22 protein-coding genes are annotated in these 21,713 nt (G+C 70.6%); 14 read left to right on the top strand and 8 right to left on the bottom strand.

The features are described 5' to 3' along the window. Window positions 1-53: 53 nt before the first annotated feature. A complete protein-coding gene (locus ACFWU3_RS30100; protein WP_384443996.1) occupies window positions 54-596 on the top strand; it encodes an MOSC domain-containing protein in 543 nt (180 codons plus the stop codon). 47 nt (window positions 597-643) lie between these two features. On the opposite strand, the gene ACFWU3_RS30095 is transcribed toward ACFWU3_RS30100, so the two are convergent. The 3 genes from ACFWU3_RS30095 to ACFWU3_RS30085 all read right to left on the bottom strand — a co-directional run bounded on the left by ACFWU3_RS30095 (window position 644) and on the right by ACFWU3_RS30085 (window position 2,568). Beyond that, entirely contained in the window at window positions 644-1,453 is an 810-nt protein-coding gene (locus tag ACFWU3_RS30095; RefSeq protein ID WP_384443994.1) for a hypothetical protein, read from the bottom strand. 175 nt (window positions 1,454-1,628) lie between these two features. Next, window positions 1,629-1,877 (bottom strand): hypothetical protein, encoded by a 249-nt coding sequence (locus tag ACFWU3_RS30090; protein ID WP_384444023.1) that lies wholly within the window; start codon window positions 1,875-1,877, stop codon window positions 1,629-1,631. Between the two features lie 163 nt (window positions 1,878-2,040). Then, entirely contained in the window at window positions 2,041-2,568 is a 528-nt protein-coding gene (locus tag ACFWU3_RS30085; protein WP_384443992.1) for a PadR family transcriptional regulator, read from the bottom strand. Window positions 2,569-2,707: 139 nt separating this feature from the next. Here ACFWU3_RS30085 and ACFWU3_RS30080 point away from each other — a divergent pair, with 139 nt between their 5' ends. Next, window positions 2,708-3,469, top strand: a complete 762-nt coding sequence (locus tag ACFWU3_RS30080) for an alpha/beta fold hydrolase (protein WP_384443990.1) — start codon at window positions 2,708-2,710, stop codon at window positions 3,467-3,469. Here the strand turns inward: ACFWU3_RS30080 and ACFWU3_RS30075 are convergent. Continuing rightward, entirely contained in the window at window positions 3,460-4,059 is a 600-nt protein-coding gene (locus ACFWU3_RS30075) for a class I SAM-dependent methyltransferase (protein ID WP_384443988.1), read from the bottom strand. The genes ACFWU3_RS30080 and ACFWU3_RS30075 overlap by 10 nt on opposite strands. Window positions 4,060-4,222: 163 nt before the next feature. Between ACFWU3_RS30075 and ACFWU3_RS30070 the strand changes: the two genes are divergently transcribed. The 8 genes from ACFWU3_RS30070 to ACFWU3_RS30035 all read left to right on the top strand — a co-directional run bounded on the left by ACFWU3_RS30070 (window position 4,223) and on the right by ACFWU3_RS30035 (window position 12,308). Next, complete coding sequence (locus tag ACFWU3_RS30070; RefSeq protein ID WP_384443986.1) at window positions 4,223-5,107, top strand: MHYT domain-containing protein; 885 nt, start codon at window positions 4,223-4,225, stop codon at window positions 5,105-5,107. 55 nt (window positions 5,108-5,162) lie between these two features. Further along, window positions 5,163-7,814, top strand: coding sequence for a nitrate- and nitrite sensing domain-containing protein (locus tag ACFWU3_RS30065; RefSeq protein ID WP_384443984.1), 2,652 nt, complete (start codon window positions 5,163-5,165; stop codon window positions 7,812-7,814). Further along, window positions 7,811-8,233 (top strand): roadblock/LC7 domain-containing protein, encoded by a 423-nt coding sequence (locus ACFWU3_RS30060; protein ID WP_313942625.1) that lies wholly within the window; start codon window positions 7,811-7,813, stop codon window positions 8,231-8,233. Before ACFWU3_RS30065 ends, ACFWU3_RS30060 begins: the two co-directional genes overlap by 4 nt. A gap of 39 nt (window positions 8,234-8,272) precedes the next feature. Then, complete coding sequence (locus ACFWU3_RS30055) at window positions 8,273-8,680, top strand: DUF742 domain-containing protein (RefSeq protein ID WP_384443982.1); 408 nt, start codon at window positions 8,273-8,275, stop codon at window positions 8,678-8,680. A gap of 502 nt (window positions 8,681-9,182) precedes the next feature. Next, on the top strand, window positions 9,183-9,788 hold the full coding sequence (locus ACFWU3_RS30050) for an ATP/GTP-binding protein (protein WP_384443980.1): 606 nt from the start codon (window positions 9,183-9,185) through the stop codon (window positions 9,786-9,788). A 78-nt stretch (window positions 9,789-9,866) separates the two neighbouring features. Next, window positions 9,867-10,271, top strand: coding sequence for a roadblock/LC7 domain-containing protein (locus ACFWU3_RS30045; RefSeq protein WP_384443978.1), 405 nt, complete (start codon window positions 9,867-9,869; stop codon window positions 10,269-10,271). A gap of 119 nt (window positions 10,272-10,390) precedes the next feature. Beyond that, complete coding sequence (locus ACFWU3_RS30040) at window positions 10,391-11,326, top strand: DUF6397 family protein (RefSeq protein WP_384443976.1); 936 nt, start codon at window positions 10,391-10,393, stop codon at window positions 11,324-11,326. Between the two features lie 490 nt (window positions 11,327-11,816). Next, complete coding sequence (locus tag ACFWU3_RS30035; protein ID WP_384443974.1) at window positions 11,817-12,308, top strand: two-component system response regulator; 492 nt, start codon at window positions 11,817-11,819, stop codon at window positions 12,306-12,308. 12 nt (window positions 12,309-12,320) lie between these two features. Here the strand turns inward: ACFWU3_RS30035 and ACFWU3_RS30030 are convergent, their stop codons facing one another. Beyond that, window positions 12,321-12,638 carry a hypothetical protein gene (locus tag ACFWU3_RS30030; protein WP_313942619.1) on the bottom strand — a complete coding sequence of 106 codons (318 nt, stop codon included), beginning with the start codon at window positions 12,636-12,638 and terminating at the stop codon, window positions 12,321-12,323. A gap of 240 nt (window positions 12,639-12,878) precedes the next feature. On the opposite strand from ACFWU3_RS30030, the gene ACFWU3_RS30025 reads away from it, so the two are divergent. Beyond that, on the top strand, window positions 12,879-13,754 hold the full coding sequence (locus ACFWU3_RS30025; RefSeq protein ID WP_384443972.1) for a glycosyltransferase family 2 protein: 876 nt from the start codon (window positions 12,879-12,881) through the stop codon (window positions 13,752-13,754). Between the two features lie 94 nt (window positions 13,755-13,848). On the opposite strand, the gene ACFWU3_RS30020 is transcribed toward ACFWU3_RS30025, so the two are convergent. Continuing rightward, a complete protein-coding gene (locus ACFWU3_RS30020) occupies window positions 13,849-14,847 on the bottom strand; it encodes a winged helix-turn-helix domain-containing protein (RefSeq protein ID WP_384443970.1) in 999 nt (332 codons plus the stop codon). A 315-nt stretch (window positions 14,848-15,162) separates the two neighbouring features. On the opposite strand from ACFWU3_RS30020, the gene tdh reads away from it, so the two are divergent. From tdh to ACFWU3_RS30005, 3 genes are all read left to right on the top strand, one after another. Beyond that, the gene (gene tdh, locus ACFWU3_RS30015) at window positions 15,163-16,191 is read left to right on the top strand and encodes an L-threonine 3-dehydrogenase (protein WP_384443968.1); all 1,029 of its coding nucleotides are present in this window, start codon (window positions 15,163-15,165) and stop codon (window positions 16,189-16,191) included. A gap of 209 nt (window positions 16,192-16,400) precedes the next feature. Further along, window positions 16,401-17,582 (top strand): glycine C-acetyltransferase, encoded by a 1,182-nt coding sequence (locus ACFWU3_RS30010; RefSeq protein ID WP_384443966.1) that lies wholly within the window; start codon window positions 16,401-16,403, stop codon window positions 17,580-17,582. Window positions 17,583-17,604: 22 nt separating this feature from the next. After that, a complete protein-coding gene (locus ACFWU3_RS30005) occupies window positions 17,605-18,519 on the top strand; it encodes a LysR substrate-binding domain-containing protein (protein ID WP_384443964.1) in 915 nt (304 codons plus the stop codon). A 262-nt stretch (window positions 18,520-18,781) separates the two neighbouring features. Here the strand turns inward: ACFWU3_RS30005 and ACFWU3_RS30000 are convergent, their stop codons facing one another. Further along, entirely contained in the window at window positions 18,782-20,875 is a 2,094-nt protein-coding gene (locus ACFWU3_RS30000; protein WP_384443962.1) for an ATP-binding protein, read from the bottom strand. Window positions 20,876-20,903: 28 nt separating this feature from the next. Next, complete coding sequence (locus tag ACFWU3_RS29995; protein WP_384443960.1) at window positions 20,904-21,416, bottom strand: SRPBCC family protein; 513 nt, start codon at window positions 21,414-21,416, stop codon at window positions 20,904-20,906. Between the last annotated feature and the right edge of the window lie 297 nt (window positions 21,417-21,713).

The raw sequence follows: 21,713 nt of genomic DNA, 5'->3' as shown, positions 1-21,713 counted from the left end.
GCCGGAGTAGGGTCGCAGATGATCACCGGCACGGACGAGGGGAGCGCCGCGCGATGAGCGGAACAGTCACGACGGTCAGCAGCAACGGGGAGTACTCCTTCACCAAGCCCAACCGCGAGAGCATCACGCTGCTCGCCGGGCTCGGGGTCGAGGGCGACATCCACGCGGGTGTCACCGTGAAGCATCGCTCGCGCATCGCCCAGGACCCCACCCAGCCGAATCTCCGGCAGGTGCACCTGATCCACGCGGAACTCTTCGACGAGGTCGCGCGGGCAGGGTTCGAGGTCGCACCCGGTGACCTCGGCGAGAACATCACCACGGTGGGGATCGACCTGCTGGCGCTGCCGGTCGGCACCCTGCTCAGGCTGGGAGACGAGGCCGTCGTCGAGGTGACGGGTCTGCGCAATCCCTGCATCCAGATCGAGGCCTTCCGGCAGGGCCTGCTGAAGCAGGTCGTCGGCCGGGACGCCGACGGCGAGGTGGTGCGCAAGGCCGGGATCATGAGCGTGGTGCGGACCGGAGGTGTGGTCCGCCCGGGCGACCCGATCGGCGTGCAGCTCCCGGCGGGTCCGCACAGGCGTCTGGAGCGGGTGTAGGCGGCTGGGGTGTCCCTCGGCCACCGCGAGCGACGACGGGACAGCCCCTAGGCCGGCCGCACCGCCATCTTCTCCAGGGCTTCGAGCAGTCCCGGCAGTTCGGGTCCGCGTCCGACCGGCAGGACCTCCCCCGGCTCCTCGTCCAGCAGCAGGAACGCGATGTCGTCCGTCCTCGCGACCATCGACCAGCCGGGGCCGTCGGCGCGGAGGGTCCGTGCGCCTCCCGGCGCGAAACTGGAGCGGACGCGGCCGGCAGGCGGCGGGGACTCCACGTAGGTGCGGGCCGACTCCAACGCGCGCCGGATACCGGGATGCTTCTTCTTCGGCTCGCCCTCGGCTTGTGCGTCCGGGGAGGGGAACGCCTCCTCGTCCTTGATCTGCTGCCGCCACTCTGCCCACTGGAGCGCGATCTCGTCGGCTCCCAGCCGGCGCTGCGCAGGCCCCCAGTTCTCGGTGTCGGGCGGCGCGAGGGGCGTCAGGTCCATGCCGTCCTCCGGGGCCGGGTCATGGGGTGCCGGCACTCCGGGAGCCGCGACCGCGACGGCCAGGGGCCAGCCGGGCAGGGCTGCCACAACGCTGCGTTCGTCGGGGGAGAGGTCGTACTCCATGCCGCAGTCCCACGAGGCGATGGCGACCGCGACGAGGGACACGTCGTCGACGACGACGGTCCAGCGGGCACCATCGGAGTCCTGGCCGAGGACCAGCCCGTATCCCTCGGCATACGGTTCCAGGCCCAGCGCCGCGCAGGCGGCCGGGAAGTCGTCGCCGAGCACGCTCGGGAACTGCGCCGGTGTCAGGAGCACGGCGGTCAGCACAAACAGCGCGTCCTCGTCGACGGCTTCTTCCGTCCCGGTCACATCACCCTCCCCATGTCCGATCGTCGGTCCCGGCCGATCGCTCGTCGGCGCACCTTAACCAGTGGGTAACCCGCACGTCGAGAGGCATCGGAGCGGAATTGACGTCGGCGTCGCCACGAGGCCCGGACCGCCTGCGACCGCGAGCCCTCTCGGCAGGGTCCGGGGCCTTGTGCCGTCAGGCCGCGGGCAGGCCGAGGAGGCTGCGGGCCACGGTCTGCGGATCCTCGTCCCGCTCACGGGCCAGGGCGATGACCGCGCGGCAGGCGAGCTCGCTGATCCCGAAGGACAGAGCCTCCGGCGACACCCAGCCGACCGCCTCGTCCATCTGGTCCTGGTCGTCCTGCGCGCATCCCGACACATAGGACGCGGCGGCCTCGAAGATGTTGTGCTGGCGCGAGGGAGCCGGCGCGGTCGTCGTCTCCACCGGCCGGTGGGCGAGGAACTTGCGGAGTCTGCTGATTCTGTCGATCACCCGGACCACCTTCCCCAGGGCGGCATCTGCCGCCGATCTTTCAAGTCTGGCATTTCTGCGCCCTGTTGGCTCCAAGGCGTCGGCGAGGAGAACGGGACAGGCCGCACCACCCGCCTCAGGTGCGCTCAAGGCTGCGAAGGGTCGACCGCAGCCACGACAGTTCGGCGGCACTCGTCGCACGGGCGATGGTGAGAATGCCGCGCCGGAAGGGATCGTCCAGCTCTTCGGCACGCAGGGGCCGGTCGCCCTCGTAGAAGAAGCTGGCGGGCTCCTCCAGGAACATGAGCCGACGGCGCAGCACCTCCGCCTGAAGGCTGCGGTCGTCGAGGTGCCGAAGGAACGCTAGCAACGTGAACCACCGGTTCTCGTCGGTGATGTCCTGCCGTACGGGCTCCGCAAGGCGCCGCCGCAACTCCCGCCGACCCTCGTCGGTGAGCGTCAGCACATGGCGCGGCGCTGCGACCGCACCGGGCTGTGTCTCCCGGGCCAGCAATGACGCCTTCTCCAGCCTCTTGATCGCCGGATACAACGTGCTCTCGGCGACCGGCTTCACATGCCCTGTGAGGGCGGTGATGCGTTTGCGCAGTTCGTAGCCGTGCAGCGGGCTGTCACAGAGGAAACCGAGGATGGCGAGTTCCAGCATGGCATCCATTGTGCCGCAGCCCGGTGGTACCTCGTCCTGGCAATACATCGGCACCGATGTATGCTGCTGATTGTGCGTCGCCCGGTGCGGTCGGGCGCGTGCAGGGGCGGGCGAGCAGGGCGAACCAGGGGAGAGGCTTGTGCGACAGGCTCGATTCGATGAACAGGGCAGCTTCATACGCTGGACCGAGGCGGCCGGCGACGGTCCGCCGCGGGTCTATCTGCATGGCCTGGGTGCCGCCTCCGCGGCCTACCACGCCCATATCGCCGCCCGCCCGGAACTGGCGGGGCGCCGCTCGCTGTTCGTGGACCTCCCGGGTCATGGACTCAGCGACCGCCCCGCCGGCTTCGGCTACACACTCGAGGACCATGCCGCGGCGCTGGCGGCCGCTCTGGACGAAGCGGAGGTGCACGGCGGCGAGATCGTCGGACACAGCATGGGCGGGGCTGTGGCCATCGTGCTGGCGTACCGCCGCCCGGACCTCGTGTCACGGCTGGTCGTCACGGAGGCCAACCTCGACCCCGATCCGCCCCTCTCCGCGGGCAGCAGCGGCATCGCGTCGTACAGCGAGGAGGAGTTCGTCGCAGGAGGCGGCTTCGCCCGCGTCCTCGATCGCGTGGGGCCGACCTGGTCGGCCACCATGCGCCTGGCGGACCCGGTCGCCCTGCACCGCAGTGCGACGGGCCTGGTGCGCGGCACACGTCCCACGATGCGGCACATGCTGATGGCGTCGTCGATGGACCGCACCTTCGTACAGGGCGCACTGAGCGGCGAGTTGCCCGGCCGGGATGACCTGACGGCCTCCGGTGTCACCGTCGTCACGGCCCCGGGTGCCGGCCACAACGTCATGTTCGACAATCCCGCAGCCTTCGTCGGGGTCCTGGCAGGAGGTCAGCCCTGACGTACGGCCAGCGCGAGGAAGCGGCTGTCCTCATCCACGTACGACGTCATGCGCCAGCCCGAACCCTCCAGCAGTGGACGGAGGTTGGGCTCGGCGCGCAGATCCTCGTCGGTGACCTGCCGCCCCTGCCGGGCTGCCAGAGCACGCCGCCCGATCGGGTGGAACAGCGCCAGCAAGCCGTCCGGCCGCACCACGCGCGCCAACTCCCTCAGATCAGCGCCGGGTTGGGGCAGATGCGCGATGAGTCCCGCGGCGAACACGGCGTCGAGTGACTCGTCGCGCAACGGCAGCCGCGCCACGTCGGCGAGCAGGAGGGTCCCGTCCGCGTCCCGTCCCGCTCGAACCGCCGCTTCGAGCATCGCGGGTGTCAGGTCGGCTCCGAGGACGGTGCCGCGTGTCCCCACCGCCGATCGCAGCGCAGGCAGTGCCCGCCCTGTGCCGCAACCCGCGTCGAGTACCGCGTCTCCCTCGGTCAGACCGAGCGCGGCAACGGCGGCCGCGTAGGCCGGACCGTCGTCCGGGAACCGCGAGTCCCAGTCGGCGGCGCGAGCACCGAAGAAATCCTGCACATGTGTGTGGTCGTCGGACATGAGGACATGATCTCTCAGCGTCGCACGCGTCGCCGTAGACGACCGGGCTGTGCACACGTTCGAACTCGGCACGATCGTGCAGAAACCTCTCTCTGTCATATTCCATCAGCTTTCGAACTGCGCCCCAGGCGTGCGCCCCGAGCGGGGCTACCGTCCCTGACCCATGGGACACCTGGACCACGCCTCCTTCGGCCTGCTGACCCCCGCGCTGTCGTACGCGATGGCCGTCATCGGGGCTGCACTGGGACTGCGCTGCACCGTACGTGCGCTCGCCGCGAGCGGGCGCTCCCGCCGCAACTGGCTGCTCACCGCCGCTTCCGCGATCGGCTCCGGCATCTGGACGATGCACTTCGTCGCGATGCTCGGCTTCTCCGTCCGCGGCACGGACATCCGCTACAACGTGCCTCTCACCATCCTCAGCCTCCTGGTCGCCATGCTGGTCGTCGGTGTCGGTGTCTTCTGTGTCGGCTACGGACGTGACCGTGTCCGGTCTCTGCTGATCGGCGGGCTCACCACCGGCCTGGGAGTGGCGAGCATGCACTACCTCGGCATGGCGGCCCTGAAGCTCCACGGCTCGGTGCACTACGACCCGTTGCTCGTGGCGCTCTCCGTGGCCATCGCCGTGGTGGCCGCAACTGCTGCCCTCTGGGCGGCACTCAACATCAAGTCGCCCATCGCGGTCGCCGGCGCTTCGCTCCTCATGGGCGCCGCTGTGAGCAGCATGCATTACACCGGGATGCTGGCGGTCCGTGTGCACATTGCCCCGTCCGGCGGAGATCTGTCCGGGGCGACGACGATGCAGTTCATTTTCCCCCTGGCAGTAGGTCTCGGGTCCTATCTCTTCGTCACCTCCGCCTTTGTCGCGCTCTCACCGACGGCCGACGAACGTGCTGCCTACACCGTCGCCGAGCAGCCGGTCGAGCCGTCCGACGGGCATCCTGCGGACCGGTCGGCCGACCAGTCCGCGGCCCAAGGCCATCCGACGCCGCTCGGCGAACAGGCTCCTGCCGGGGAGGCCGTTCATCCGACCCCGGCCGCCACCGCCTAGCCGCCCGATCGAACGGCCGTCGCACCACCAGCCCCGTACCCGGAACGAGGAGGCCATGCGCACACCCCGCAGGAACCAGGGCGCAGCCCCGCCGCCGCACCCACTGCCTCCCTCATCCGCGAAGCCGCCTCGCGGACGGCGCGCCCACGCAGGGCCGCCCGCTGTCGAACACACCGGTCACGAACCGCGCCCCGACGAGCCACCGCAACCGCCCGCCGGTTCGGGCACCGCGAACGGCGGCCGGCTGCTGCGTCCCCGAACGGTACGCGCGAAGATCATCTCCCTTCTGATGGTCCCGGTCGTTTCCTTGCTCGCCCTCTGGGGCTTCGCCACCGTCTCCACTGCCCAGGACGTCGCCAGGCTGCGGCAGCTGCAGACCCTCGATGCCCAGGTCGGCGATCCGGTCACCGCCGCCGTGGCCGCCATCCAGGCCGAGCGGCGTGCCGCGGTGCGTCAGGTGGTGGCCCCGTCCGACGAACGCGCAACCGCTCTGGAGCAAGACGGCCGTCGCACCGACGAAGCCGTGCGGAAGCTTCGTCTGGACGGCACGACGACCGTCGCCACCGGAGACAGCGCTCCGTCCGTCGTGGTGGTGCGCGTCGAACAGTTCGTCACCCGTGCGGAGAAGCTCCGTGAACTCCGCACCGCGGTCCTCGGCGGGAAGGCCGCATGGGACGCCACCTACGCGCAGTACACCTCTGTCGTCGCCGATGCTCTCGACGTCTCGGGCGCGCTCGCAGGAATCCACGACGCCGGACCCGCCTCCGACGCCCGTGTACTCCTGGAATTCGCCCGGGCCGGCGAGATGCTCGCCCAGGAGGACGCTCTCCTGAGCTCGGCACATCTCGGCAAGTCGATCACCACAGAACGGCTTCGGATGTTCACCGGAGCCGTGGCGACCCGTAGGACCTTCACCGTATCCGCCGGGACCGACCTGCGGGAGCCCGAGGCGGCTGCTTGGCGAGAGCTCGCCAAGCAGCCCGCGTACCGGCAGTTGGTGGCAGCCGAGGACAAGGTCGTGGCCGCGTCCCCCGGGCGCAAGGCCGCGTCGGTGGTTCCGGCATCGGACTGGGACGAGGCCCGCACGGCCGTCGGTGACGGCATGCTCGCCATCGCCGGTGACGCCCGTCGCAGCGCGGCCGAGCGCGCCGACCCCGTCGAGGACGGACTCCTCACCTCCGCGGGTGCCGCCGTTCTCCTCGGTCTCGCCGCCGTCGTCACGTCCCTGGCCATCTCGGTGCGCATCGGCCGAGGTCTCGTCGTCGAGCTGACCAGCCTCCGCAACACCGCTCTCACGATCGCCCGGCAGCGACTGCCGCAGGCGATGCGCCGGCTCCGCAGCGGCGAAGAGATCGATATCGAGGCGGAGGCACCGCACGGACGACCCACCGACGACGAGATCGGCCAGGTCGGGGAGGCGCTCGGCACGGTGCACCGGGCAGCCCTGCGGGCAGCCGTCGAACGCGCCGAACTCGCCGGCAGCATCTCCGGCGTCTTCGTCAATCTCGCCCGCCGCAGCCAGGTTCTCGTCCACCGCCAGCTCACCCTGCTCGACACGATGGAACGCCGCGCCGACGACCCGAGCGAACTCGGTGACCTCTTCCGGCTCGACCACCTCACCACCCGCATGCGGCGACACGCCGAAAGCCTGATCATCCTCTCCGGCGCCGCGCCGGGCCGCGCGTGGCGCATGCCTGTCCCGCTGACCAGTGTCGTGCGGGCCGCCGTCTCGGAGATCGAGGACTACGCGCGCGTGGAGGTCCGGCAACTGCCCGAGACGGCCATCGTCGGTGCGGCCGTCGCCGACGTGACCCATCTGCTGGCGGAACTCGTGGAGAACGCCGCCCAGTTCTCACCGCCGCACACCAAAGTGCGTGTCAGCGGCGAACCCGTCGGCAACGGCTACGCCCTCGAGATCGAGGACCGCGGCCTGGGCATGGGCAAGGACGCACTGGCGGAGGCCAATCGCCGGCTGGGGGAGTCCGAGGCCCTGGACCTCTTCGACAGCGAGCGGCTCGGTCTGTTCGTCGTCAGCCGGCTCTCCGTACGCCGTGACATCAAGGTCCATCTGCGGACGTCTCCGTACGGCGGCACAACGGCGGTCGTGCTGCTGCCGACCACCCTGCTGCAGAGCGCACTGACCGCACCGGCGGGCGCGCGTACCGAGCCGGACCCGCGCAGCAGGCGTCAGGAGCCGCCGAGCGAGCCGGCGCGGCCGGTGAACGGCGCGCCCGTGGCGGGCCCGGACCGACGCCCCGTGCTCTCCGCACAGCCGGAAGGCCCTCCTCCGCCTCCGGGGGTGACCGCCCTGCGGTTGCGCAGCGCCCCTCCACTGCCCCCGGACGGGGAACTCCCGCGCCGGGTCAGGCAGTCGCATCTCGCCCCGCAGCTCCGTGAAGCCCCGACGGCGGACGAGACGGAGGGCTCCTACGAGGGCCCCGGGGACAACCCGGAGCGTTCCCCCGAGCAGGTGCGGGACCGCATGACGGCGTACCGCAACGGCTGGACCCGAGGAGGCGGCGGCGCGCCCGGATCCTCCCCAGGAGCCGCGGCCGGACCGTCCGTCCGAGGGGCCGCGACGGGCCCGGCGGGCCGGGGACCCGCACCGCGGCCCACACGACGCGACGTGAGCCCCGGCGGCGGCACGCCCAGGGGTACGTCCGCGTCCGGTACCCCAGAACCCGGCCACGAAGGAGACAGATCATGACCATGCACGAGGCAGCAGCTGCGGGCCCTTTCACGGGAGATCTGGACTGGCTCCTGGACGATCTCGTCCTGCACGTCGGAGAGGTGCGCCATGCCGTGGTGCTGTCCAACGACGGCCTGCCGGTCGGTGCCTCCCACGGACTCACCCGCGAGAACGCCGAGCACCTCGCGGCGGTCGCCTCCGGGTTCCACAGCCTCGCCAAGGGCGCCGGACGCCACTTCGGCGCCGGGGGCGTGCGACAGACGATGGTGGAGATGGACGACGGATTCCTCTTCGTGGCGGCCGCGGGTGACGGGTCCTGCCTCGCCGTCCTGACCTCCGTCGTGGCCGACATCGGGCTGATCGCCTATGAGATGGCCCGTCTCGTCAAGCGCGTGGGGGAGCACCTCCGCACCCCGCCACGCATCGCCGCGACCTGACGAACGGCCGGGCGACAGCCATGAAGGGGGCGACAGTCCATGAGTGAGGCGACAGACACCGACATCCCCGGCAGCGAGTGGTACGACGCCGATGCCGGTCCTCTCGTGCGCCCGTACGCGATGACGGGCGGGCGCACCCAACCGGGCCCCACTCATGTGCGGTTCGACCTCATCGCGCTCGTCGACATCGCAGCGGACGCACCCGACGAGGCAGAGGAATCACTCCTCGGCCCCGAACACCGCTCGCTGCTCGGCCTGTGCCGCATCGAGACCCAGTCCGTGGCGGAACTCGCCGCTGACGCCGATCTGCCGGTGGGCGTCGTCCGTGTGCTGCTCGGTGATCTCCTGGAAGCCGGCTTCGTCCGGGTCAGCCGCCCGGTACCTCCCGCACAACTGCCCGACGAGCGCATTCTGAGAGAGGTGATCGATGGGCTCAGGGCTCTGTGACCGCACTTTGGCCGTACGTGATCCCGAGTGGCGGTCCGGCTGCTGCCGTGCCGCCGATTTCGCCGCCTTCCGGTCCTGCCCGGTGAGTATTCGGTGGCACCGCGTTCGGGAACCTCCGACGACATTCGGCCAATCTCCGAAGATGCGGCCAGGACGGCTCGAACGGGCTTTGTGAGGAAATGGGGGACTGGACTTTCCTCCAGTCGCCCAACGGCCGGCCGCCGGTGCGCCTGGCGACGAAGGCGATGAGCTCGGACGGCCGTTGTGATCGAAGCCCGCGCTGGGGGCCGTGTGCCGAGGCGCGGGGGCCGGTCGGCCGCCGCCCGGGAGCACGGCACCCTGCCGCCTCCTCGCCGTGGTTCGTGCCCGCCCACGAATCGTGGCCACGGTCCGGTCGCGGAAATTCCCGGAGAAGGGCATGGATCGGCTCGGCGGGAATGGCGGCAAAACGATTTCGCCTGCTCGCGTGAGACTCCGGAACGATTGAGAGAGAAGTGAAAGAATGGTCTCCGAAAGCTCTTCCGCCCCCGAAGGGGACAGCACGGCCCTGGCATTGAAAATCCTGGTTGCGGGCGGCTTCGGCGCCGGGAAAACCACGCTTGTCGGCGCGGTGAGTGAAATCAGACCCCTGCGCACGGAGGAACTGCTCAGCCAGGCGGGTACCGGCGTCGACGACACCGGGGGCGTCGATCAGAAGTCCACCACCACGGTCGCGATGGATTTCGGGCGTATCACTATTCGTTCCGGTCTGTCCCTCTACCTTTTCGGTACTCCGGGGCAGGATCGCTTCTGGTTCTTGTGGGACGAACTGTCGCAAGGCGCCCTCGGCGCGGTGGTGCTCGCCGACACGCGGCGACTCGGCGACTGCTTCCCCGCCGTCGACTACTTCGAGCACCGGCGGATCCCCTTCGTGGTCGCGGTCAACTGTTTTGCCGGGGCGCGAACATATGGCGCTCATGAGGTTTCCTGCGCCCTCGATCTGGAACGTGGAACACCGGTTGTCCTGTGCGACGCGCGTGACCGCGACTCGGGCAAGGAGGTGCTGGTGCGGCTCGTCGAATATGCCGGACGGATGCACACAGCACGTCTGCTCGATTCCGTCGGCTAGTTGCACCTTGCCGAGCGGTCCTGTGTACGAAAGGCTTACGGCCCACACGGGGAACGCATGAGCGGGGAAGGATCAACGATGTCGTTGGACAAGGGACTTGACTGGCTGCTCGACGACCTCACGAAGAGGATCGAGCACATACGGCACGCGCTGGTGCTGTCCAACGACGGGTTGGTGACGGGTGCCAGTACCGGCTTGGCCCGTGAGGACGCGGAGCACCTCGCCGCTGTCTCGTCGGGTCTGCACTCCTTGGCCCGGGGGTCGGGACGGCACTTCAGGGCGGGCAAGGCCCGTCAGACCATGGTCGAGTTCGACGAGGCACTGCTCTTCGTCACCGCGGCGGGCGAGGGGAGCTGTCTGTGCGTGCTCAGCGATGCTGAAGCGGATGTCGGCCAGATCGCCTACGAGATGACGTTGATGGTCAACCGGGTCGGCGAGCACCTCGGCGTCGAGGCCAGGCAGTCCGGCGTCAACGGCCTCTGACCTGCGCCGATTCAGTTCAGCCGGACCCGGAGTGCATGGTTGTCCACAGGCCGGGCGGGATGTCACGGCTTCGGACTACGGTCGTCACCGAGAGTATTCGCACTCACGGGAAGACCGAGATGACCATGCAGGGCACGACCATGCGGGAAACGACGACACGCACTCTGGCTGCGAGCCGCGCCGCCGGCGAACTGGAGTTGAAGCGGACCGAGTTCGATCTCGCCGTTCAACTGGGGCACATCCGAACCACGGCAGGGGCCAGCGGTGGGCCGCCGCGGGTCGCCCGGGCAGAGATCGCGAGGCTGCGGGCGGCCGAGGGTTTCCCGGACGCGTTGCGGGAGCGTGTGCGGACGGCGGGCACGGTGGACGGTGCGGAACTCCTCTCGATCAGCCCGGCCCGCTTCACCCGTCTCGCGCGCACGGGCCACATCACGCCGATCCGCTTCTACCTCAATCGCTACCGGGCCGTCGTGTGGCTCTATCTCGCCGAAGAACTCCTCGGCTTCGCCCAGGCACACCCAGCCCTGCTGACCGGCAGGACACCACCGGCCCTCCGGTCGCTGCTCGAGGAGGGCGAGGACCGGCGCGCGCGGAACTGGCGCGGCAGGCGCCTCGGAATGCTGCTGAGGGCGACGGCCGATCCATGGGAACGGGCGGCGGCGATCGGCGCGGTGCTCGACCCTGTCACGGTGGCAGAGGTCGTGACGGATCCCTACGAACGATCGCGCCTGAGGGTGCTGCGACCCGAACTCGTCCCCGCGCGGCCGGAATCGCCGGCTGCTCATGCGGTGGTCGAGCGCCTGCTGCTGGCGGACCATCCCGACGAGATCCTCTGGCATCGTGTCAGCCTGTCGCAGGCTCTGCGGGAGGCGCGCGAGAGCTGCCCAGCGCCCCGGCCGGTGGCAAGGACGGAGGAGGCCGGGCAGGCGGGGCAGGCCGGGCATGCTCCCCAGGCCGTTCCGCGAGTCGGGCATCAGCTCAGGAAACGCCGCAGTCCGTACGGGCGCGGGCTGCTCCGGCGGCTCCGTCTGCGTCGACCGGGAGCCGTGGGCTGAGGACGCCGGCGTCCGCGGCGGCGGGTTTCCACGTCGGCGGGCGTGGCCGTGGCCTCGCCTCGCGGGCGCCCCGCCGTTTGTCGTCGCCGAGTGTGCGTACATCCCGGCACGGCAGGCCCGGCACGGCAGGACCGGCATGATCCGAACGAGAGGCTCCGGGGCGCTGAACGAGCCATCGCGCCGAGGTTGGGGTTGCGGTCGGGTGCGGCCGCTGCGACGGAAGACAATCGGCGCGTCTGATGCGCTAGTGACTGCTGATGCGGCAGGTGGTGATGACGGTACGTGCCAGGGGCAGTTCGGCCAGAGCGGCGCATCCAGGGCTGTGCGCCAGACCCTCACAGGCTTCATAATTCCTCTACGCACAAAGCCCCGGTGGAGCCTGAGGAGGAGGGCGGGGCCTACTCGCCGCAGCATGCGGCGTACGCAGATGTGGCCCCCCGTCGACGGGGGCACCAATGGGGACACGGGTTGTGCCTTGAAGATCCTTGTGGTGGACGATCGTGAGGACAACCTCTTCGCGATCGAGAGTCTCTTACGCCCCGTGGGGCGTCCGGTGGTCCGTGCGCACAGCGGGGACGAAGCCCTGAAGACCGTGATGCGTGGCGGTATCGCGGTGGTCGTCCTCGACGTGGTGATGCCCCGCATGGACGGCCTCGAAGTCCTTGCCTACCTCAAGCGTCTGGACCACACGCGCAATCTGCCCGTGGTGCTGATGACCGGTCTCGGCCGAGACGACGATCTTGCCGCCCGTGCCTACGAACTGGGCGTCTCCGACTTCATGTTCAAGCCCGTCGACCCCTGGGTCGTCCGCACGAAGGTCAGGGCGCTCGCCGACCTGTACGTCGAGAATCAGAGCCTGCGCGCTCAGCTCGGCGCGCTGCCCCGTCGTGGCGCCGAGGCATCAGCGGCGAATCTGTCGGGCCTGATCAACGCGCACGTGCCCCACCAGCCCGGTGGAGGGGCACCGCACGTACGTCGTTGATGATCTCCGCGCCTAGGAGGCGTTCTGCGCCCCTCGCACGTTGCGAGGTCTCTGCGGCAGGGAAGGGACGGTGGCCGGCCCGCCCTCCTGCACCGCCTGTACCGCGGCCTGGTGCAGGCTGCGGCTGTCGTCCTCGGACTGACAGGGCGCGGGACTCCCTGTCATCGTGAACCAGTCGGAGGCCCCGCTGTACTGCACCGCGACACGGGCCTCTCCGCCCGCCCAGGTCGTGTGCACGGTCAGATCGCCGCTCAGCACGCCTACCTCGTCGGTGAGGACTCCTCCACGGCCGGAAAACACGCCGGCGGTCGTCCATGATGCCCAGCTCATCCTCCCAGGCTCGCACTCCGGATCCGCAAGCGCGACTGTTGCGGCGATGGTCCATGTGGCGGGCCCTCGGATTGCCGATCGGGCCTTCGGCGTTTATACGCCCGGAACGCCGCTCCGGGCGGGCGGCTGGCATCACCATCCGCTGCCGCTGCCGCTGCCGCTGCCGCTGCCGCTGCCGCTGCCGCTGCCGCTGCCGCTGCCGCTGGCGGCTCAGCTGCCGAGGACTGGAGTGATGTGGACGTGTCCCGACCGCGCCTAGGTGTGGCCGTACTGACCATGGGGACCCGGCCCGCTGAGCTGCGGGCCCTGCTGGAGTCCGTCGTCAAGCAGCAGGAGCCTGCCGCGCACGTGGTGGTGGTCGGGAACGGAGCCGCTCTGCCGGAGCTGCCCGAGGGCGTGACCGGGGTGGAGCTGGAGGAGAACCTCGGCGTGGCCGGCGGACGCAATGTCGCCCTCGCCAGGCTGCGTGCAGCAGGGGATGTGGACATTCTGGTGGACCTGGACGACGACGGTCTGCTGATCGACGCCGACGTGTTCACGAGGATCGCCGACCTGTACGCCGCCGATCCCCGGCTCGGCATCGTCAGCTTCCGCATCGCCGACGAGACCGGCTTCACCCAGCGGCGGCACGTTCCCCGGCTGCGGGCGGGAGACCCGATGCAGCGGGGGCTCGTGACCACCTTCCTCGGCGGTGGTCACGGAATCTCGATGCGGATGCTCGACGAGATCGGGGACTGGCCGGACGGCTTCTTCTTCACCCACGAGGAGACGGATCTGGCCTGGCGGGCGCTCGACGCGGACTGGAAGATCCTCTACGAGCCTGCCCTGGTCCTTCAGCATCCGCGAACCTCGCCGGCCCGTCATGCGAACTTCTATCGGCTGACCGCCCGCAACCGGGTGTGGATGGCGCGACGCCATCTGCCGGCGCTGCTCGTGCCGGTCTATCTGGGGACGTGGATCGCGCTCACGGTGGCCCGTACTCGTTCTCTCCCCGGCTTGCGGGCCTGGTTCGGCGGATTCGCCGAAGGGGTGCGCAGGCCGTGCGGGGTCCGCCGCCCCATGCGATGGCGGACGGTCTGGCGCATGACCCGCCTCGGCCGCCCGCCGGTCGTCTAGCGCGGGAGGCCGCGGTCCTGGGCCGCCCACCGACAACCGCGCCCACCCGGCGGCGACGACTTCCCCGCCCGCCCCTCCCCCCCCGGCCGTCACCTCACTCAGAGAGAAGGTCCACGAGCGCGTGCCCTCGCTCCGTGCGTGTGAGCACCACATGGCGGCCGCGTCGTTCGCGTTCGAGGAGGCCGGCGTCCTGGAGCTGGGTGCAGTGGTAGGTGATGTTGGCCGGGCTGCAGCGCAGGTACGACGCCAGCTCGCCCATGGTCATCGGGGTCGCCGATGCCCGCAGGATCGCGGCACGCAGCCGGCCCGCGATCAGCGTCAGGGGGTCACGGCTGATTTCGGCCGGTTGTCCGGCCGCCGTGCCGCCGTCCCACAACTGCCCGATCCCGGGCAGCGGATAGCCGATCCACACCAGGTCCGGCCGGTCGAAGGCGAACATCGAGGCACCCACGCCGGAGACAATGGGGACCAGGACGAGTCGGCGGTCGCCGAGATCGAAGGTCCCGGCCTGCTGGTCCGGGAGGTAGAGGCTGGTGCCCCGCAGCTTGAACCGTGGGCTGATCCCCGGAAGCACGCTGTCCAGACATCCCCGTACCGTCGCGCTGCCGATACGTTCCGCCTCACGGTGGAAAAGCCGGTCGGCCTGTTTCCACACCGGCAGGAACTCCAGCCACACCTCGGCCAGGAGCCCCGCGTACGCCTGAAGCCAGTCGCGCGGCCGGTCCACGACAGGCTGCCACTGCCGGGGCACGCGCTGGGCGAACTCCGTCTCCATCTCGGCCAGCAGCGTGTCCGGCGACAGATCCGCCAGCTGTTCGAACTGCGTCGTCGCGTCGCCGTCCGGCATGCACGCCGTCGGGGTCAGACAGTCGGGAATGATCGAGTGGTCGGGCGCGAAAAGCGGGCTCACCACTCCCGGTGCGGCCCGGGGAGCGGCGGATCGGACGATGCGCTGCCAGTGCGCCGGAACGCCCTGGCTGCGTCCCCCGAGCGCGTCCGCGACGAGTGACAGAAGAGTGGCTCCCGGATGAGGAGCGACGGAGACCCGGACCTGGTCGAGCGGGCCGAGTCGGAGTTCGGTGAAGCCGTGCACTGTGCGGTCCCCCTGCCGTACAACGTGCCGTGCCGAGCCGTGTGACGGGCCGTTCTTTCAGGGGTGGGGACGCGGGACGACTTCATGCCGGTTCAACCACTTCAGGCCATCCTGGACGCCTGTTCACACCCGCCGCATGAAGCTCTCCTGTTGCCCTGCTTAAGAAATCCTCGATGGACTCCGCGGGCCGAGATGGGCAGATTGGTGCAGGTCCATGGACGTACGCTGTCATTGTTTTGTCGTAGTTGCCGCAACTGTCGCAGTCGTCGCAGCTGCCCCTCGGTCCTTTCGACATCATGCACTGGAGCCGCCCCGATGAAGGCCCTTGTCAAGCAGCATGCCGAGCCCGGTCTGTGGCTCATGGACGTGCCGGAGCCGGAGACGGGTTCCGGAGATGTGCTGATCAAGGTGCTCCGTACGGGCATCTGCGGCACCGATCTGCACATCCGGTCCTGGGACGCATGGGCCCAGCACGCGGTCAGCACGCCGCGCGTTCTCGGCCACGAGTTCGTCGGCGAGGTCGCGGCGGTCGGTGCGGACGTCGCGGACATCGCGGTCGGTGACATCGTGAGCGGCGAGGGCCACCTCGTCTGCGGCAAGTGCCGCAACTGTCTCGCGGGCCGTCGTCACCTGTGCCGCAGCACGATCGGCCTCGGCGTCGGCCGGGACGGAGCGTTCGCCGAGTATGTCGCCCTGCCCGCCTCCAACGTGTGGGTGCACCGCACGGAGGTGGACCTGGACGTTGCGGCGATCTTCGACCCCTTCGGCAACGCCGTCCACACGGCGCTCTCCTTCCCGCTCGTGGGTGAGGACGTGCTGATCACCGGCGCGGGACCCATCGGCATCATGGCCGCCGCCGTCGCCCGGCACGCCGGCGCACGCAACGTCGTGATCACCGACGTCAGCGAGCCGCGCCTCGCCCTCGCCCTCAAGGTCGGTGCCACGCTCGCGCTCAACGTCGCCGAGCACGACATCGCGGAGGCGCAGCGCCGGCTCGGTCTGAAGGAGGGCTTCGACATCGGTCTCGAGATGTCCGGCCGTCCCGAAGCCATGCGGGACATGGTCGACAACATGACGCACGGCGGCCGAATCGCGATGCTCGGTCTGCCGGCGCAGGAGTTCGCCGTCGACTGGTCGAAGATCGTCACCTCGATGATCACGATCAAGGGCATCTACGGCCGGGAGATGTTCGAGACCTGGTACGCGATGACGGTCCTGCTCGAAGGCGGCCTCGACCTCAGCCCCGTGATCACCGGCAGCTATGGGTACCAGGACTTCGACGCGGCCTTCGACGAGGCGGCGCAGGCCCGCAGCGGCAAGATCATCCTCGACTGGACCCGCTGACCCGCTGACCCGCTGACCCGCTGACCCGCTGACCCGTAGACCCGTAGACGCGTCGGCCTGCTGACCTCCGGCCGGCCCGCCGTCCGCCGCCGCGTCGACCCGCTGACGAACGTCCGCCGACTCGCCGACCGTCCGTCTGCGCCCCCGGGGGCTCCGCCCCTCGCCCCCGAACCAACAGCCCGAAGCCACCGCTCAAGGGAGCTCACCTCATGTTCGAGTCCGTCCGCGACGACCTCCGCGTCACCCTCGACGAGATCCGCGACGCCGGCCTCTTCAAGCCCGAGCGGGTCATCAGCACCCCGCAGAGCGCGTCCGTCTCCGTCCCCTCGGGCGAGGTGCTCAACTTCTGCGCCAACAACTACCTCGGCCTCGCCGACCACCCCCAGGTCGTCGCATCCGCCAAGGAAGCACTGGACCGCTGGGGTTACGGCATGGCCTCCGTGCGCTTCATCTGCGGCACCCAGGACGTGCACAAGGAGCTCGAGGCCCGCCTGTCCGCGTTCCTCGGCCAGGAGGACACGATCCTCTACTCCTCCTGCTTCGACGCCAACGGCGGTGTGTTCGAGACGCTGCTCGGCCCGGAGGACGCCGTCATCTCGGACGCCCTCAACCACGCGTCCATCATCGACGGCATCCGCCTCTCCAAGGCCCGCCGCCACCGCTACGCCAACCGCGACATGACCGAGCTGGAGCAGCAGCTCAAGGAGACCCAGGACGCCCGTCGCCGGCTCATCGTCACCGACGGCGTGTTCTCCATGGACGGGTACGTGGCCCCGCTGCGCGAGATCTGCGACCTCGCCGACCGCTACGACGCCATGGTCATGGTCGACGACTCGCACGCCGTCGGCTTCGTCGGCCCCGGCGGCCGGGGCACCCCGGAGCTGGCCGGCGTGATGGACCGCGTCGACATCATCACCGGCACCCTCGGGAAGGCGCTCGGCGGAGCCTCCGGCGGCTATGTCGCCGCCCGCGCCGAGATCGTCGCTCTGCTGCGCCAGCGCTCGCGCCCGTACCTCTTCTCCAACTCCCTCGCGCCGGTCATCGCCGCCGCTTCGCTCACGGTGCTGGACCTGCTGGAATCCGCGGGCGACCTGCGCGAGAAGCTCGCCGCCAACACCGCGCTGTTCCGGTCGAAGATGACCGAGGCCGGCTTCGAGATCCTGCCCGGCGACCACCCCATCGCGCCGGTCATGATCGGCGACGCCGCCGAGGCCGGGCGGATGGCCGAGCTCCTCCTGGAGCGCGGGGTCTATGTCATCGGCTTCTCGTACCCCGTCGTGCCGATGGGCGCCGCCCGCATTCGCGTCCAGCTGTCCGCCGCGCACTCCACCGAAGACGTCGAGCGGGCCGTCGCGGCGTTCATCGACGCACGCCAGGCGCTGAAGGGCTGAATCCACCTGGCAAAATGGCCGGGTGATCGACCCTCGGCGGCTGCGCATCCTGCGAGCCGTGGCGGACCACCGGACGGTGACCGCCGCGGCCTCCGCGCTGTATCTGACCCCCTCGGCCGTCTCCCAGCAGCTCATCGCACTCGAGCAGGAGACCGGCCACGCCCTGCTGATCCGCAGCGGCAAGGGGGTGCGGCTGACGGCCGCCGGGGAGATCCTGCTCGCGCACACCCATGCCGTGCTCGCCCAGCTGGAGCGGGCCGAGGCGGAGCTCGCGGCGTACGCGGGCGGCGTCGCGGGCGAGGTGACGGTCGCTGCCTTCGCCACCGGCATCGCCGAGGTCGTCGCCCCCGCCATAGGCCGTCTCGCCGCGGACCATCCGGGAATCCGCGTCCGTGTCCGGGATGCCGAGGGTGACGAGAGCCTGCCGCTCGTTCTCGACGGCGAGGCGGATCTGGCCGTCGCGGTCGAGTACCGCGGAGCTCCGGGCGAGGGGGACGGGCGGCTGGCACGGGTGCCGCTGTACGCGGAGCCCTTCGACGCCGTTCTGCGCGCCGACCATCCCCTCGGTACGGCGACCCGGGTCGAACTGGCCGAGCTCGCCGACAGCGACTGGATCGGCCCCTACCCCGGCAACCCCTGCCACGACATGGTGCTGCTCGCCTGCGAACTGGCGGGTTTCCAGCCCCGTCTCGTGCACTGGTCCGACGACTTCCGCGCCGTCGTGGCGCTCGCCGGAGCGGGCGCGGGAGTGGCGCTGGTGCCCCGCTCCGCGCTGCGCGGCATGGAGCTGACCGACACCGTCGTGCTCCCGGTCTCCGGTCCTGCCGCGACCCGCAGGGTGTTCGCCGCCGTACGACGGGGAGCGGAGCGGCACCCGTTGATCAGCCCGGTACTCGATGCGCTCGCCGCGGCCGCGGACGGCCTCTCCACCGACTGACCACGGCGCGGACCCGCAAGGCCGGCACCCGCACCGACCGCACGGCCACGCCGGCGGCACCGTGCCCTGCTTGCCCCAGCGCCGCCCGGATCAGCCACGTAGGCACCGGACCTCGGCCGCCGCGCGGCTGGGACCCGCCCCGACACCGCCGGGACCCGCCCCGACACCGCTGGGACCCGCCCCGACACCGCTCGGATCCACCGCCCCTCATGCCGTGAGCCGCCGCCCACGAGTCCCGCCGCCCACGAGTCGCGCCCCGCGCTCAGCCGGACCGCGCCCCCAGCGCAGTGCTCAGCGCCACGGCCGGGTCGGCGGTCAGACCCCTCTGATACGCACTCTCGTACGCCTCGTCGCCCGCATTGGCCCGGGCCGTGCGCTCGCACTCCTCGCGGACGGCCCGCAGATCCGGAGTGCCCCGCTGGGGGTGGCCGACCGTGCGCCAGAAGGACTGGCCCGTCCCGTACACCAGCCCGGCCAGTTCGCCGTCGCCCGCCGCCGCGATCGCGGCGGCCAGCACGTCCAGCCCCAGCGCGATCCCGAAGCTGTCGCCGAGCCCTCTTTTGCTCTCGATCATCGAGCGGGCGTGCGCCGCCGCATCCAGCGGGTTCCCCGTGAGGAGGTCGATCAGCGCGAGCTGGTAGTCGAGGTAGGAGCGGGACCAGAACTCGCCCCGCTCCACACAGCCCGCCCGCAGCCACAGCGCACGCTCCCGGGCCTCGGGCAGTTTGCCGAGCCCGGTCAGGGCGAAGACCTGCACCAGGTGGCACCGCAGCCGGGAGGCGGAGTCGAAGGGCTCACCGGGCGCGGCTCCCAGCCCGTGCTCCGTGACGAGTTGGGCGGCGATCGGCCGGCCGGTCAGCAGCGCGATGAGCCCGGTGAGATAGGCGGCCGCCAGCAACTCCTCGGTGTCGCCCTCCCGCCATGCGGCGCGCGTGCACTGCTCACCGATCTGCTGAGCGTCCTCGTACTCGCCCTGGAGCGTGAGGGTGACGCCGAGCGCCCACAGTCCTCGCGTACGGTCCGGACCGTCCAACGGATGTGCGGCCAGGGCCTGTTCGAGGTAGCCGCGGGCCTCGTGCAGATGGCCGCAGCAGCTCCAGAAGAAGCCCACGAGGCCGGCCAGGCGCAGCGCGCGCTTCGGGGAGGTGGCCAGCAGATGGTCGAGTGCCGTGCACAGATCGGTGTCCGCCTCGGCGATCCTGCGGTACCACAGGGTCTGATCGGCGCTCAGCCAGCCCGCGTCCGCGTCCTGGGCGAACCGCAGGAAGTGGTCGGCGTGCCGCTCCGCCAGATCACCCTCTTCGTGGAGCGCGCGCAGCCACAGGTGCCCGTACTCGCGGATGGTGTCGAGCATCCGGTAGCGGATGCCGTCGCCGCCCGCGACGACGCTGACCACGGACACGGCCACCAGCCGCCCGAGCAGTGCGTCCACGGCATCCGCGCCGAGCGGCCCACCCGAGCACACCGCGCGGGCGGACTCCAGGTCGAAGTCGCCGCGGAAGACGGTGAGTCGCGCCCACAGCAGCCGTTCGAGCGGCGCGCACAGCTCGTGACTCCACCCGATCGTGGTACGCATCGTGCGGTGACGCTGCGGCTGGACACCCGGACCGGCGGTGGAGAGGACGTCGAAACGGGAACCGAGCCGCTCGGCGATCTCCTCGACCGTCGCCCGGCCTGCCTGCGCGGCGGCCAGTTCCAGGGCCAGGGGAATCCCTTCCAGCCGCCGGCAGATCCGCATGGCGGCCGCGGGCCGCCGTGCGTCTCCGCTTCCTGTCTGCGCCCCCACCGCCCCGGTCGCGGTCCCCGCCCCCGGAGATTCCGCCGCGGAGGATGCCGCGGCCACCCGCTGGGTGAACAGGTCCAGCGCGTCCGGTCCGCCCGGGGCCAGAGGCTCGACCTCGATCAGCCGCTCGCCCTCCATGCCCAGCGGCTCGCGGCTCGTGACCAGCACGGTCAGGTCCGCCACGGCCGTCAGCAGATCGGCGACCAACTCCCGGCAGGGGTCGACCAGATGCTCGCAGGAGTCGAGGACGAGCAGCAGTCGCTTTCCCGCCAGCCACTCGCACAGGGCATCGACCGGCATCCGCGGCGTGTGGTCCGCGAGGTCGCACGCGTCCGAGACCGTGGACAGCAGCAGCCGGTCCCCGTGGAGCGGCGACAGATCGGCCCAGGCCACACCATCGGGGAACAGGGCCTGCGCTTCGCGCGCGGCCCGCAACGCCAGCCGTGACTTGCCGACCCCGCCTGTTCCGACGAGGGTGACCAGCCGGTCGCGGGCCAGCGCGCGGTCCAATCGGAACAGTTCCCAGTTCCGTCCGACGAAGCTGGTCGATTCCTCCGGAATATTGCCCAACACGGGCACATTCTTGCGTACTTCGGACGTCTCAGGAGCCGTCCGGGGCCGACTCCATCACCTTCTTGAGGTTGCGCAGCGTGATCGCGATGTTCTTGCGCTGGAAGTCCGCGAAGGTCCGGCCGCGGGTCGCCACCCTGTCGAAGGCGCCGGCCAGCGCGTCGGGCCACGAGCGACGGTCGTCGGTCCAGGTCTCGATCACCCGCGTGCCGCCGTCGACGGCCTCGAAGCGGTACTCCCAGGAGGCGATCGGCGCCTTCAGCACGGGCTTGCGCCGGCCGATGGCGTGCACCCGGAACGCGAACCGCTCGCCCGGCTCCGCGGCCGTCACCGTGCAGCGCGTCGTCCAGCGCATGGGTCCGCGCTTGTTGTGGCCGTCGAAGACCATGCCCACATGGGCGACGCGGGTGCCGTCCACCGGCGTCGCGCCCCGGTTCTCCGGGCTCCAACGCCCCATCCGGGTCGGGTCGCTGACCTGGTCGTAGATCGTCGCCGGCGGGGCGTCGATGACGATGCTGTCCGAGACAGTCATGGTGCGTTTCATGCGTACGGCTCCGCTCTCGTGGGTGCCAGGGACTCCTCGCGCGATCAACTCGCGGTGGAGGTCGTTCCGTTCGTGCAGTGTGCTGTGCGGGCAGTTCGCTGTGCAGCTCGTGACCGGATGCGCAGGTTGTGGCGGGAGGTGTGGATCGTGGCCAGGTGCGCAGGTGCGCAGGTGCGCTCGGGCGGTCGGTGCCCCCGCCCGGGCCCCGGGGGCCCCCCCCCCCGCGTCACAAAACCCCCCCCCCCGGGTGGGGCCCGCAAGCCCCCCCCCCCCCCCCCCGGGAGAAGCACCCACCCC

Source organism: Streptomyces sp. NPDC058685 (assembly GCF_042714725.1).
Taxonomy (GTDB): Bacteria; Actinomycetota; Actinomycetes; order Streptomycetales; family Streptomycetaceae; genus Streptomyces.
Note: the sequence above shows the minus strand (reverse complement) of the source record. Positions and strands in the feature narration are given on the sequence as shown.

Excerpts from the sequence above, each read along its gene's own strand:
- ACFWU3_RS30100 (WP_384443996.1), top strand. The coding sequence starts at position 54 with ATGAGCGGAACAGTCACGACGGTCAGCAGCAACGGGGAGTACTCCTTC.
- ACFWU3_RS30085 (WP_384443992.1), bottom strand. The coding sequence starts at position 2,568 with ATGCTGGAACTCGCCATCCTCGGTTTCCTCTGTGACAGCCCGCTGCAC.
- ACFWU3_RS30075 (WP_384443988.1), bottom strand. The coding sequence starts at position 4,059 with ATGTCCGACGACCACACACATGTGCAGGATTTCTTCGGTGCTCGCGCC.
- ACFWU3_RS30070 (WP_384443986.1), top strand. The coding sequence starts at position 4,223 with ATGGGACACCTGGACCACGCCTCCTTCGGCCTGCTGACCCCCGCGCTG.
- ACFWU3_RS30065 (WP_384443984.1), top strand. The coding sequence starts at position 5,163 with ATGCGCACACCCCGCAGGAACCAGGGCGCAGCCCCGCCGCCGCACCCA.
- ACFWU3_RS30060 (WP_313942625.1), top strand. The coding sequence starts at position 7,811 with ATGACCATGCACGAGGCAGCAGCTGCGGGCCCTTTCACGGGAGATCTG.
- ACFWU3_RS30055 (WP_384443982.1), top strand. The coding sequence starts at position 8,273 with ATGAGTGAGGCGACAGACACCGACATCCCCGGCAGCGAGTGGTACGAC.
- ACFWU3_RS30050 (WP_384443980.1), top strand. The coding sequence starts at position 9,183 with ATGGTCTCCGAAAGCTCTTCCGCCCCCGAAGGGGACAGCACGGCCCTG.
- ACFWU3_RS30045 (WP_384443978.1), top strand. The coding sequence starts at position 9,867 with ATGTCGTTGGACAAGGGACTTGACTGGCTGCTCGACGACCTCACGAAG.
- ACFWU3_RS30040 (WP_384443976.1), top strand. The coding sequence starts at position 10,391 with ATGACCATGCAGGGCACGACCATGCGGGAAACGACGACACGCACTCTG.
- ACFWU3_RS30030 (WP_313942619.1), bottom strand. The coding sequence starts at position 12,638 with ATGAGCTGGGCATCATGGACGACCGCCGGCGTGTTTTCCGGCCGTGGA.
- tdh (WP_384443968.1), top strand. The coding sequence starts at position 15,163 with ATGAAGGCCCTTGTCAAGCAGCATGCCGAGCCCGGTCTGTGGCTCATG.
- ACFWU3_RS30010 (WP_384443966.1), top strand. The coding sequence starts at position 16,401 with ATGTTCGAGTCCGTCCGCGACGACCTCCGCGTCACCCTCGACGAGATC.
- ACFWU3_RS29995 (WP_384443960.1), bottom strand. The coding sequence starts at position 21,416 with ATGAAACGCACCATGACTGTCTCGGACAGCATCGTCATCGACGCCCCG.